Here is a 13,383-nt window from a genome sequence, read left to right on the forward strand (position 1 = left end):
GAAAAGACTTTTTCCTTAAAAACCCACGTCATCCGTATTAATAAAGATAGAAAGTAATATAAACAATAAAAAAAAAGATAATGTAATGTCTGGAGTTAGATGGAGAGTCTCTCTTTTATTTGCACTTATCACTCTTTCTATATTTTTTTCACTTCTTGCAAATAGTGATAGGTTTATTGAAGTCAGGGGAAATGAAACATACATACAGACCGAAGCTGGAGTTTCAAGCGGCGGTTCTATCGTAAATCTTATTAATAGGCTGGAAGCTGGCAACCATGAAGCAAGATTGAATGCTGCATCTGAACTTGGGAAGCTTGGTGGTCCTGCGGCAAATAGTCTTGTTGACAAAATCGAGTTAGAGAATTCGAGCTCTGAAGAAGTAAACAGTTACATGCTTCTCGCGCTTCTTGAAACCGGGGATGACAGAGCAGAAAATATCCTTTCTGAAAACTTTAGGAAAATTGAGGCCTCGAATAAAGCTGCAAACGAGAGTAAAGATGAAGAATGGAAACAAGGACTCTCAGAGGGCATTCTGCAGGCCATAGAAGAAAAAGATAAAGCCACAAGAAAGTACATTGCAGATTCCATTTCTATGGACTCCGCCAGGGCGGAACAGAGGGGAGAAACGGACGCTTTTGAGAAAGCTCTTGAATCAGAAACACAGAATTCAAGTATATATATACCTTTTGCGCTTTCGGACTTTGGACCTGAAGAACCGGGAAGCGAAACCGAAAAACTTATTAAAGCTCTTAAAAGCAATAAAGGAAGCACAAGAGTTGCAGCTATGATGGCTCTTGGAGAAATGAAAGAAGAAGCTGCAGTAGATCCCATAATTGGAATTCTGACGAGAGATTATCCGCCTGCGCAAGCCAGTGCAGCAATTGCACTTGGAAAAATTGGGGACGAAAGGGCAGTAGAAATTCTAAGAAAACAAATGAAAGATGGCGATAACGAATATGTTAAAGGTAGCTCTGCAATTGCGCTTGGGAGAATGGGAGACGAAAATTCAGTACCTTATCTTATAGATAGACTAAGAGACCAGAGAATCAAAGTAAGAAGTAGTGCAGCTCTTGTGCTCGGAGAAATAGGCAACGAGACTGCAGTAAAACCCTTAATGGATATCCTGGAAACCGGAAAGAGTACAGAAGGAAAAAAAAGTAATTCCTTGAACGCAAATACTGATGTCCGAAAAAGCGCTATCCTTGCCATTGGAGAAATCGGGAGCACTAACGCCACTGAGACTTTAATCGATATAATAACCGATAAAGAAGAGGAGCTTGAAGTCAGGGTAGCAGCAGTTTCAGCCCTGGGGAATATAGAGGATTCCAAAGCTGTAGAAACGCTCAAAAAAATATTTGATGACAAAACTATGGATGCAGATATTAGAAATGCAGCTTTTCTTGCACTCAGCAAAACAAAAGACCAGGAAACTGCAAAAATGGTTGTAGGAAAACTGGAAGATCAAGAGTTTGGGGCTATATCCAGAGAAGCTCTCATAGACATGGGCGAATTGGCTGTCGATCCCCTTATAGAAAATTTGAAAACGGAAGACAAGAAACTCAAAGCTGAAACAGCCCTAATCCTTATTGAAATTGGAGATCAGAGGTCAGTTAAACCTCTTGTTGAGGCTTATAAGTAATTTTAAAGAAGTTGCAAAAAATCGGCTCAAAAGCCTCATTCTTTTTTATTCAAAGCTATTCAAAAATTTGGGTTAGGTATACATCTATTTAGACTCAGTATAGTTCTCTGCTATAAGGTGCAATTACTTTTCAGATATTTTTTCAGGTATCTATATAAAATTGCTTTCACCAACTAATTTAGTAAAATTTTCATATGGTTTTTGATGAGAATCTTCACAAAACTGAAAAACCTGAAACTTAAAAAATCTGATTCTGGAAATGCGGCTGTATTCGGAAGCTTTCTCACTTTTCTGACATTTTGACAACAGTTCTCCACATAAAGACAACAATTGCCAGGAAAAAATAAAGAGTTAGGTAAGTACGCGACATATAAATTTATCTATTCTAGTTTACCTCAATAAATTTAAATAAGCAATAGTATTACATTAAGATATAGAAGTAACATTAAATTACTTTTTTTTCTTATTTTTAGGAACTAATGGAATAATAGTGATATAAAGTATTAAGACTAGAAAACGAAAAGTTTGAGAGAAATAGCAGTTAACGGTTGCAGAAAATGAAGCTGCTCAGGAAAATGAAAGAGGTTCAGAGAGGTTCCAAAAATGAATACAAAAACTAAAGTTTTCTTTGTTGCCATTATATTACTTGTCTCAGTTTTTTTAAGCGGCTGTACGGGTAGTTCGGAAGATAAAGAAAAAACAGGTACAGATCAGGTTACCGAAAATATTTCTCAGGCCAAGGAAAAGGAGAATAATTTAGAAAAGGATGCTGTCCAAAGAATAACTCCTGAAGAAGCAGAAGCAAATGACACTGCACCGGTAAATGAAATAACTCCGATAAATGACACTGCTGCCACGGAAAAGATGGACAGTGCAACCAGTAGCTCAGGAAACAAAGGAAGTAGTTCCAATTCAGGAGGCAGTTCCAGTTCGGGTAAAATTGATAAAATAACGGTCACTGACGATATAGGCAGAGAAATAACAGTCCCATATCCATGTGAAAGGTCCGTGTTCCTGGTTGAAAACGCCATGAACTCCATGTATGCCGTAGGAGGAGCCGATAAGGTTAGCGGAATAGGTGCTGTGTGGTATGAAGATACAAAGGCGCCTTTCTTCAGGGCCATAGATCCTAATTATGATAAAAAGAGGCTTTCTAACGGAAGTGAACAGCCAAGCAATGAAAAAATAGCAAGCGTGGACCCTCAGATTGTTTTCCTCTGGGCATCAGACTGGAATAGTGCGGATATAAAAGCAATTGAGGAAAACCTCAAGGTCCCTGTGTACGGGGTTTTCATTGACAGCCTTGATGACCTGCAAAGACAGATGAAAACTTTCAGTAAACTCATTGGAAATGAAGAGCGCGGACAAGAAGTGATTGACATTATGGATAAATATATGGAGAAGGTTACGGACGTAACCGGAAGTTTGTCTGCCGAAGAAAAACCGACAGTTTACTGGATGTGGGGTGACATATACGGCACAGCAGGTATTAATAGTACGGCAAATGACCTGATAGAAAAAGCAGGCGGATTAAATATCCTCAATAACTGGACAAACGAAACAAAGAGTATTGAACATCCAACCCTGAACCTTGAAACTCTGCTTGAGTTGAACCCTGAAGTCATATATATGTGGAATAACGAGAACCTTGACCCGGTAAACATAACCTCAGGAGACACTGTGGATGGAATTGACTTCAGTACATGGAAAGATATCTCAGCAGTGAAAAACAAAAGAGTATACGAAATCTCAGATCCGTTCATCTATGACTTCCACTCCCCTAGACTCCCTCTTGCAATGATGCATGTTGCAAAAGACCTGCATCCGGACAAGTTTGCAAATATCAACCTTACACAGGAAGTAGACAGTTATTACGTAGAAATCTACGGAGTACACTATCCGGGATTTGAAAAAGCATAAGGGACACGGTTCAAATGAAGTTCCCCAAAAAAGAAGAAAATTATGGATACCCGGCCCACAGGCCGGAAATCTCTTTTTTCCTGGAATGGAAAAATCTGGCGTTTGCAATCATTTTATTTTTGCCGATACCTGTTTTCTTCTTCTCTATTTTCCTTGGAACCTACACTTTATCTCCTATAGAATTGATCAGGGTTCTTTTATCACATATTACATCATATGAATACAGCTACCCTTCTGTTTATGACACAGTTATCTTCAATATCAGGTTCCCAAGAGTCCTGCTTGCCATGATAGTAGGGGCAGCACTTTCAACATCAGGAGCTACATTTCAGGGGATATTCAGGAATCCACTCGTAAGTCCTTATATCCTTGGCCTTTCTTCAGGAGCAGCTTTTGGAGCTGCACTGTCTATTGCAGTTATTCCCAAGCTTCCTGCCCAGGTAGGGGCTTTTATCTTCAGCCTGGTAGCACTCGGTTTTTCCTATACAATGGCCAGGATAGGAAAGCAGACTTCAACTGTTGCTCTCATACTTTCAGGAGTTATTACATCGTCTGTCTTTGGAGCTTTACTTTCGATAATTCAGTATATGACTGACGAAAAAGCCGTCCAGAGTATTGTTTACTGGACCCTTGGCTGCCTCCATACTGCCTGCTGGTCAAAGTTTTCGGACTCATTTCCAATGGTAGCCACCGGTTGCCTTATCATATATCTCCTGCGCTGGAAACTTAATGTTCTTGCTCTGGGAGAAGAAGAAGCAAAATCAGTAGGCATGAACGTCGAACTGTATAAAGCAATATTTATAATAGCTGCATCCCTTGCCGCATCAGCTGCTGTGGCCGTGGCAGGAATTATCGGGCTTTTGGGCCTGATAGTACCTCACATACTTAGAATGATCTTTGGTCCAGACCACAGGAAGATCATACCTCTTTCTATCACCTTTGGAGCTGCTTTCCTGGCCCTTGTGGATGATATTTCAAGATCCGCCTTCGGGTTTGAAATTCCGGTTGGTATTATTACCACGCTTCTTGGAGCTCCCTTTTTTCTTTATCTTCTAAGAACTACAAAAGCAGGGGGATGGGAATGAACGAAAAAAAGAATCAAAAAAACAGAGGTATTTCCGTAGAAAATCTGACATTAAGCTATGATAAAAACCTGGTTTTGAATAATATCAATTTTTCGATCCGAAAAGGGTCTGTAGTAACCCTTGTAGGCCCTAATGGCTGCGGAAAAACCACTCTTCTTAAAATTATAAACGGTTTTCTTAGACAGAATGAAGGAACTGTGTACATCGACAGCAGGAATATAGAAGAAATAGCAAACCGAGAACTTGCAAGGATTCTGGGGCATGTATCCCAGATGCACAAGTCCTCATTTCCTTTTTCCGTACTGGATGTTGTGCTTACAGGCCGAATGCCTTATATTTCCGTGTTTTCAACCCCCAGGAAAGAAGATGTGGAAAAAGCTTGCAAGGTACTGGAATTTATGGGAATAGAGCACTTTGCACAGAAGCCCTATACCCAGATCAGTGGAGGAGAAAAACAACTGGTAATGATTGCAAAAGCTCTTGCCCAGGAGCCTGATTTTCTGTTACTTGATGAGCCAACTTCCTTCCTTGACCTGAAAAACCAGATACATGTCCTGAAAACTATAATTAACCTTGCCAGAACCCGGAATATAACCGTACTGATGACTCTGCACGAGCCAAACCATGCTCTTCTATTTTCTGATGAAATTATTCTCCTGAGAAAACTGCATGAATTCGAAAACGGAAATTTTGCCAACCCATATGATAGCCCGGATGCTTCTCCTGAAAATGAGAGTACGCTGGCATTCCCTGAGGGAAATATAATTTGTTCCGGAGTCCCGGAAAAGGTGATGACTCCTGAAAAGATAAAACAAGCATATGGAATAAACGTCGATATACTGGAACATAAAGGAAAAAGAATGATTATTCCTGAAATATGAACTTCGGAGAAGCCTTCATAGTATAAGTTTTAGAATCAGTATATAAACATTAGATTGAAAAGTATTTTTGATTTTTTATTTACTGGAGGGAATTTTTAGCCGAAAGGGTAATAATTCTTACCCAAATACCAGAATATTTTAATTATTTTATCATTAGCTAAGTCGGAAAAAACATTTCTGATAATTCCAAAACTATTTAAAAATTGAGTTATTAGTTAGAACAGCAGAACTGTTAGTTAAAAACAGAGAATAATGATTTCCTGATGCAGTCTCATGTTAACCGTTAATTGCCTGACATTTTTCGATCTTTGAAAAAAGGTAAAACCCTGGAAAATACTTAAAAAATATCTATAGCAGTCGTAGAATTGAAAGGCTCTTAAAGATGCTTTCTGGAAGCTAGAACTAACTGCCAACAATATATTGCTATTAATATTTGAGGATATATTTTCCAGTACGGATTCTTAAAAAAGGTTTTTTCATAACATGTTGTATTAATTAACGAACTTTTAGTCATAAATAGTAAAGTAAAAATCAGATTAATTAATACTAGATATGGAAGTTATTAAAATTGTTATATAATATCTTCAACACATCACTTTTCGTAATTTAAGTGTATTTCTTATCAGGTACCTTCTCATGGTAAGAATAATAATTCTCGGAAATTTGTTTTGCGAAAATTTGCGTAAGTGAATCACAAGAAGCTAAACATATACTAAAAATAGACTATGATATTTATTTAACGTTAATTAGGATATTTTATTTTGTAAGATATCTACGAAACTTAAGATCCGAATTTCAAAATCAAACTAATATCGAATTTATGGAAACGGTATAAGATATGAATCCTTCAGTGCCTAAAATCGTACTGTTACTATTCACACTGACACTGGTTGGAGTTGCTTCCGGAGTTAGCGAAGGCAACATAAAAAATCCCTATGAAAACCCCAACGGAACAACTATTTTGGATATGAATGAGTCAAAAACTCAACAGGCTATAATAGAGCCTCTAATAAAGAAATTGGGAAATGAGGATATAGACTCCAGAAAAGAGGCCAGGTTTGCTCTGGAAGAAATAGGAGAAGAAGCTGTAGATCCTCTTATAGAAGTTATTGACTCCGAAAACCCGGAAGTAAGGTGTGAAACCGCTCTGGCTCTTGGAAACATTGGCGGGCAAAAAGCAGAAAAAGCGATAGTAAACCTTTTACAGGACGAAGACCCGAAAGTTAGAGGTAGTGCAGCTCTAGCTCTTGGTAATGCAAGAAGCCAGAGAGCAGAAAAACAACTAATTCAGGCGCTTTCAGACAAAAACGAAAGAGTACGCTCCAATTCAGCCTGGGCTCTTGGAGAAATTGAAAAGGCAGGTTCTTCTTCAGAGGAAGCCAACTGGAAAGAGACCATATTCTCAGGAGATGTAGAAAAAGAGAAAATTATTGAAGCCCTCTGCCTGAGTATGGAAGATAACAATAGTGAAGTGAGATCCAGTGCAGCAAAAGCTCTAGGAAAACTTGGAGGAGAAAAAGCCGAAGAATCTCTGATTCAAGCCCTTTCAGACGAGGACGGAAAAGTTCGAAGAAATGCTGTAGAAGCCCTCGGAAGGACAGGGGATAAAAAAGCCATTGAACCCCTGATAAAGGCATTGAATGACGAAGACAGAGAAACAAGAAAGAGAGCCATTATGGCTCTCGGAGAACTCCGAGAAGATAAAGCAACAAACGCCCTGATTCAGACCCTTTCGGACAAAGATAAGGAAGTCCGCTGTACTGCAGTTGTGGAATTAGGAGAAATCGGGGACCAGAGAGCAGAAAAAGCTCTGATAAACGCTCTTTCGGACGAAGATCCTGAGGTAAGGAATCTTGTCGTGGAATCTCTTGGGAAAGTAGGAGAAGAAGAAGCAACAGGAGTTCTTGTCCAGCAATTAAAAGATCCTGACCAAAAAGTCAGGAATATGACTGTAAAAACCCTTGTAGAAACTGGAGACAGAAATACTAAACCGATTATTCAGGCATTAAAGGATAAAAATAGTGATGTTAAACAGTGTGCTGGTGATATTCTCGTTGGAATAGGGAAACCAGCAGTTGAGCCCCTTATAGAAGCCCTTTCAGATAAAGATGCATACACAAGCAGTACAGCAGCCTGGGCTCTTGGAAATATAGGAGATGAAAGGGCAATAGAACCTCTCATTCAAAATCTCTCGGCTGAAAACGAAGAAACAAGACTGAGTTGTGCCAGAGCTCTCGTAGAAATAGGAAAACCTGCAGTCCCTGAGTTGATAAAATCTCTTGAGAACCAGAACAAGACTGTTAGAAAATATATTGTTTTTTCGCTTATTGAAATGGGAGACGAGAGAGCTGTTCCAGGAATTGAGGAAATGTTTAAGGAAAAACCAGGAAATTCTACTGAGTTCACTGGAAAAAAAAGTGACGGAAAAATAGATCAAACTCTTCCGAAAGCTGTCGAAGAAAAAGACCTTAACTTCCGGAAGGAGGCAGCAGGAGCATTTGAAGCGACTGGGGACTCCGAAACAGAACCCCTCATCAATGCACTGGAAGCAGACTCGCAAAACATAAAAAAATATGTAGAGGCTTCCGGAGTCGCTCCTGAAGATAAGAAAGTGCCGGAGAAACTCTTAGAAGCATTAAAACATGAAGAGAGTTATGTGAGAGTCAGTTCCATACTTGCACTGGGAGGAATGAGAGAAGAAAGTTCTGTTGAACCTCTTATTGAGATACTGGTCAAAGACTGCAATGAAACAAAAGCCTGTGCAGCCTTTTCTCTTGGAGAAATAGGGAATGAAAAGGCAGTGGAACCCTTATCACTTGCCTTGAAAGTGGATAAATACGACAATGTGAAAGAGTGTAGTGCTATTTCCCTCGGAAAAATAGGGGATCAAAGGGCAGTAGAACCCCTTATCATGGCTTTGAGTGAAAACAATTCAGTAAAAAGTTGCGCAGCCCTTGCTCTGGGAGAAATTAGAAACCCGAGGGCTGTTAAACCTCTGATCCAACTGTTATCTAATGAAGATCCAGAAGTTAGGCGAAGTGCAGCTCTGGCTCTGGGAGCAATAGGGGACCAAAAAGCAGTGAAATCTTTAACCTCAGGACTACAAGATGAAGACGAAAACGTGAGAATCGCTTCAGCATGGGCCCTTGGGAACACAGGTGATGCCACAGCTGTGGACGTGCTCAATAGTGCTGCAACGGACGGAAACGAAACACTCAGATGCACTGCTTTAGAAGCTTTAGGAAAAATAAATGATCCAAAAGCAATTGGAACTTTTGAGAAAGCTCTTGAGGATAATAACTCCGGAATTAGGCTTTCTGCTGTTACTGCTTTGGGAGAGATAAAAGATGAAAAAGCAACTGAAGCTCTTGTCAGAACTTTGGGAGATAATAATAAAGAAGTAAGAGACTGTGCTTCAAATATCCTTATTGATAGAAAAGAAGAAGCAGTAGAACATCTAACAAGAGGCCTGAGTAGTGAAAACAAAAACATCAGGGAGAACTCTGTGTTCCTGCTAATTGACATTGGAGATGAAAGAGCAGTAGGACCTCTCACCAAGTACTTGAAGGCAAATACCAGAGTTCAACCTGAAATTCAAGAAAATAAAACTTAAACCAGACGTATAAGATCTTCGAGTGCAGCTTTTGGGTCTGCAGCTTTCACAATTCCGGATGCCAAAAGCACGCCTTGAGAACCAAGGTCAAGAGCTGCCCTTAGATCTTCACCTTTGGAAATTCCAGCTCCGCAGAGTACCTTTACCTGGGAATTAATTTTTGCAACTGCTTCAACTGAACCGCTAACAACTTCAGGATCGGCTTTTGAGACAGGGATTCCGCTCCCTATAAGCTCTGGGGGCTCGATTGCAACATAATCCGGACCCAGGGCTGCAGCTGCTGCAGTTGTCGGGACATTATTAGTGCAGATAACTGACCTGAGCCCGAATTTTTTTGCAGCTTTTAGCGATGCCTCGATTTCTGCAAGGGTTAGACGCTTCTCAGAGTGGTTGATCAGAGTCCCTACAGCACCTGCATCTTTTATGGATTTTCCGAAAACATGGCCTGTAAAACTTCCTGCTCCTATCCCATCCAGATGCTGGGAAAAAACCGGCAGTTCAACTTCCGAGGCTACCCTATAAATGTCCGGAAGCTGCGGGGCTACTGCTATCTCGATACCTGAATCTTCGGATACGGCTTTACAGGCCTTTGCAATTTCCACTGCTCCCTGACCTGTACCCTGTAAATAAGTTTTATAGTTCAATACAATGAATGGTAAACCCAAAAAATCCCCTCTTGAAGTTTAAAAAGAAATGGAAAGCGTGGATATTAACGCTTTCTCTAAAAGTTTCTGCCGAAACTACTGCATGATTTTCCCTTTAACGGTAGGTTTTAGCAGCAGATTTTCAGCAACCTTTTCGGGAAATTTTTAAACCTGCTTTAAACCTACTCAGAAGTCAGTCATAACCCTGAACTGGTCAATTTCCGGTTTGTTAAGGCTGTTGATAAACTGCTCGGCAACTTCCCTTATGTCTTTTGCGTTAGTAATCGCACGTCCGACAACAAGGATGTCAGCACCCTGGCTAAGAGCTACAGGCACTTTATCAAGACGGACCCCGCCTGCAACAGCAACCAGAGTCTTTGGAGCAACCTTCTTGATTTCGGCGATATCGCCCCATGCATGTTCAGTGGCCTCAATGTCGATTCCACGATGGAGTTCAATGACATCAGGCATGACCTTAAGCTGCTTTAAGACAGAAATTGGATCGCGCTGATTAAGTGTATCCATGACAGCATAAATACCTGTCTTATGAGCTTCCTCGATAAGCTTGTCAATTGTGTTGATCGGAGCAAGAGCTGAGACTACAATAGCGTCTCCTGCAGCATCGGCAACCATTCTTGCTTCAAGGTTTCCGGTATCCAGAGTCTTCAGGTCAGCAACTATGAAGGCATCAGGTCTAACCTGTCTGATTTTTGAAATGACATCCATACCGTAACGTTTGATAAGAGGTGTGCCTGCTTCGATAATAACGTGATCGCTTTTAGGAATCTGGGAAATAGCAGATTGCACAAATTCGATGTCAGGATTGTCAAAAGCAACCTGCAGGTAAGGTGGATCCCAGAGCCTTGTAACCTTGAATCCCATAATAGCATGGGTAGACTTGTTGCTTTCCTCAAGAACTGTGTTAATGTCCGGGAAGCCTTCAAGAGCACGTTTGATTGCAAGTTTTGTAGCTCCGTAATTATACCTGTAGATCTTGTTGTAATCCTGGGCATCAGGATGAATAAAGACACTGACTACAATAACAAGTTCTTCAACCTGGTCCTTTGAGATTACGCCTTCTTCTACTGAGTCTGCTACTGCTTTTGCAACAGCTGACTGAGCAGGTCCGAAAATTTTTCCTGCCTGATCCATATTTTTTACCGTAACCTTCGGAATAATGAGGGTCGAAGGTTTTGGAGGCAGATTGGGCCTGATAACGGAAAGGAGTGGAGTATGTCCGACTGAAAGCTGAGTCAGACCGTTTGCAAAAGCTTGCCCTACGGGGCCTCCCTTGTCTCCTATCATCAAATCAACATGGGCAAGTTCTGCACCCTGCCCCATTAAAGCTTCTCCTATTTGAAACATATTTGACCTCGTAAAGTGTGATAAATGATATAATTCTGAGTATTGATAACAGTGTGGATACTGTATATATATGGAATTAATTTATTATCAACTAAGGATACGAATAACCCTTTTGCCTGCTAAATGCCAGCCTTATATAAATAATCTCGTATCATCTCATAGGTTTTTTCCGCAGCCCTGATAGAGTCACAGAGAGAGCCAAAGCATTTGATTTCGGAGTTTGACTTTGAAATTTCCGGAACCACAGAAAGCTCCCTGTTAAAGGAGAATTTTAGGACAGATATCATTAAGAGTACATGTTTTGCACCTGGGAGAAATAGGGCGGCAGGTATTTTGCCCTAATTTTACGAGCAGGAGATTTATATATCTCCAATCTTTCTGTGGAAAGATCTTTTTTAATTCAGCTTCAGTTTCCTCAGGAGTTTTTGTCTCTACAAGACCGAGCCTGTTAGAAATCCTGTGAACATGAGTATCTACGGCAAGAGCGTCCTTAAGGAAAGCATGGGCAAGCACACAGTTAGCAGTTTTTCTGCCGACACCAGGCAGTTCAAGAAGAGCTTCCATATTGTCAGGAACCCTGCCATCATATTTCTCCAGAAGAAGTCTGGAAATTTCCTGTATTCTTCCTGCTTTAACCCTGTAAAAGCCCACATCTTTTATAAGAGTTTCAATCTCGCTAACATCAGCTCTGACCATTTCTTCAGGCGTCGAAAAGCTCTCAAAAAGTCTGCTAGCTGCAGGATAGGTGACATCATCCCTGGTTCTATGGGACATCACAGTGGAAATTAACGAAAAAAAAGGATCTATAAAGCTATCGGTAGCTGCTTCAGGATAAAGTTCAAAGAGCCTCTGCATGAGTTTGTCAATGTCCATGCTCAAAAATCGATCTTCCCTAATATAAAATTAAGGTTTGAATTTGAACCTGATTAAAGTAATCTCCAAATACACGTCAAGAAGTCAGGAAGTTAAAAGTTCTGGGAAAAAGATCAGTTTTAAAAGAAAGCCAAGATCCGGATTCGAACCGGAATGGAATCGCTCTGCAGGCGATTGCGTAGCCGCTCCGCCATCTTGGCATTTTGCAGATTTGTTTAAGTACTCAATTAAGTAATTTTAAAACAATAAGTCGTGTAGAGAAGAAGCCAAGATCCGGATTCGAACCGGAATGGAATCGCTCTGCAGGCGATTGCGTAGCCGCTCCGCCATCTTGGCATTCTTGATCACGTGTTGCTCGTGTAGCTTCAATTAAAGTAATTTCTAATATATAAATATTTAGTTCGAGGCAATCGGTTTTTAAATTTTTAAAGAGAACATGTTCCAAAAATAAAAGGAGTTCTTCTTATAAAAGGATAACCCCATTAGAAAAAATCCTGGAGAAGAATAATCCCGAGAAAGCAAATAGCCATGCCATAACTATGGCTATAAGCAGGATTACAAGTAACATTGGTAGCAGTACAGCTATTGCAGACCTTAGCATGCTTACCTCATGGACATACATTCCACCCACAATATAGAGATATATCTCGTAAATTCCGGCAATCCAGCCTATAATGGGGATCCAGGAAAGTACCATTACAGCAGTTGCATAAGAAATAAATCTTACAGTACCTTCGTAACTTCCCACTCCTCCAAGTACTTTATAAATGATATATAGTATTGCAGCTTCAATAAAAAGAGAAATGATACCTGCAATAGGTGTTAAGATCACAGTCATAAGTATTGCGAAAAAGCCAAGTCCTCTCACACTACCGTACATACCCTCATACATTCCATCATACATGCCACCCATATGTGTTCCGGAGCCAAAGAGAACGGTTAAAAGTGCAGCTAAAAGCGCATATATGATGAAACTGATTGCTGCGAAAGTAAGTGGATCAGTATACCCTCCGGTCTTAGGCATTCCTCTGTAAAAGTCAGATGGTCTTTGCATTACCTCTTTCCATGTTTCAATATAACCCATAAGTTACCCCCAATAAATATAGGCTTAATTTTTATTTAAACAAATTTATTAAAAATAATCTGATAAGACCTAATTGGTCCTAATAACCCAAATTTGACAGAATTTATAAATTGACAAAGTATCTTTCTACAAAAAACGTATAGTATTGACGCAGAATTTTTCGGAAAAATGAAAATTGCAAAAAATCGAGAACGATACACAGAAACATCAAATGTAGGGGGAAAACAGGAGCATGAAGCTCCTTTTTTCATTTTAATTTTTATTTTTCTGTCAAATTAG

9 protein-coding genes and 2 tRNA genes are annotated in these 13,383 nt (G+C 40.0%); 5 read left to right on the forward strand and 6 right to left on the reverse strand.

Features of this window, described 5'->3' with window-relative positions:
• The first annotated feature begins 85 nt into the window (after positions 1 to 85).
• The 5 genes from MSBR3_RS12730 to MSBR3_RS12750 all read left to right on the forward strand — a co-directional run bounded on the left by MSBR3_RS12730 (position 86) and on the right by MSBR3_RS12750 (position 9,138).
• Positions 86 to 1,639 (forward strand): HEAT repeat domain-containing protein, encoded by a 1,554-nt coding sequence (locus MSBR3_RS12730; protein ID WP_048108599.1) that lies wholly within the window; start codon positions 86 to 88, stop codon positions 1,637 to 1,639.
• Between the two features lie 603 nt (positions 1,640 to 2,242).
• Positions 2,243 to 3,559, forward strand: a complete 1,317-nt coding sequence (locus MSBR3_RS12735; protein WP_230627460.1) for an iron ABC transporter substrate-binding protein — start codon at positions 2,243 to 2,245, stop codon at positions 3,557 to 3,559.
• 14 nt (positions 3,560 to 3,573) lie between these two features.
• Entirely contained in the window at positions 3,574 to 4,644 is a 1,071-nt protein-coding gene (locus tag MSBR3_RS12740; RefSeq protein WP_052723401.1) for a FecCD family ABC transporter permease, read from the forward strand.
• Positions 4,641 to 5,525 (forward strand): ABC transporter ATP-binding protein, encoded by an 885-nt coding sequence (locus MSBR3_RS12745; RefSeq protein WP_230627462.1) that lies wholly within the window; start codon positions 4,641 to 4,643, stop codon positions 5,523 to 5,525. Before MSBR3_RS12740 ends, MSBR3_RS12745 begins: the two co-directional genes overlap by 4 nt.
• An 838-nt stretch (positions 5,526 to 6,363) precedes the next feature.
• Entirely contained in the window at positions 6,364 to 9,138 is a 2,775-nt protein-coding gene (locus tag MSBR3_RS12750) for a HEAT repeat domain-containing protein (protein ID WP_048108600.1), read from the forward strand.
• Here the strand turns inward: MSBR3_RS12750 and tpiA are convergent.
• The 6 genes from tpiA to MSBR3_RS12780 all read right to left on the reverse strand — a co-directional run bounded on the left by tpiA (position 9,135) and on the right by MSBR3_RS12780 (position 13,104).
• Positions 9,135 to 9,803: a triose-phosphate isomerase gene (gene tpiA / locus MSBR3_RS12755; protein ID WP_048108601.1), complete on the reverse strand. Its 669-nt coding sequence runs from the start codon at positions 9,801 to 9,803 to the stop codon at positions 9,135 to 9,137. The two genes, MSBR3_RS12750 and tpiA, sit on opposite strands and share 4 nt — an antisense overlap.
• A 165-nt stretch (positions 9,804 to 9,968) precedes the next feature.
• Positions 9,969 to 11,147 (reverse strand): bifunctional 5,6,7,8-tetrahydromethanopterin hydro-lyase/3-hexulose-6-phosphate synthase, encoded by a 1,179-nt coding sequence (locus tag MSBR3_RS12760; RefSeq protein ID WP_048108602.1) that lies wholly within the window; start codon positions 11,145 to 11,147, stop codon positions 9,969 to 9,971.
• A gap of 258 nt (positions 11,148 to 11,405) precedes the next feature.
• Positions 11,406 to 12,020: an endonuclease III domain-containing protein gene (locus MSBR3_RS12765; protein WP_048108603.1), complete on the reverse strand. Its 615-nt coding sequence runs from the start codon at positions 12,018 to 12,020 to the stop codon at positions 11,406 to 11,408.
• 128 nt (positions 12,021 to 12,148) lie between these two features.
• Positions 12,149 to 12,220 (reverse strand) — tRNA-Cys (locus tag MSBR3_RS12770).
• A gap of 64 nt (positions 12,221 to 12,284) precedes the next feature.
• Positions 12,285 to 12,356, reverse strand: a tRNA-Cys gene (locus tag MSBR3_RS12775).
• A 127-nt stretch (positions 12,357 to 12,483) separates the two neighbouring features.
• Positions 12,484 to 13,104 (reverse strand): YIP1 family protein, encoded by a 621-nt coding sequence (locus MSBR3_RS12780; RefSeq protein ID WP_048108604.1) that lies wholly within the window; start codon positions 13,102 to 13,104, stop codon positions 12,484 to 12,486.
• Between the last annotated feature and the right edge of the window lie 279 nt (positions 13,105 to 13,383).

Source organism: Methanosarcina barkeri 3 (assembly GCF_000970305.1).
Classification (GTDB): domain Archaea; phylum Halobacteriota; class Methanosarcinia; order Methanosarcinales; family Methanosarcinaceae; genus Methanosarcina; species Methanosarcina barkeri_A.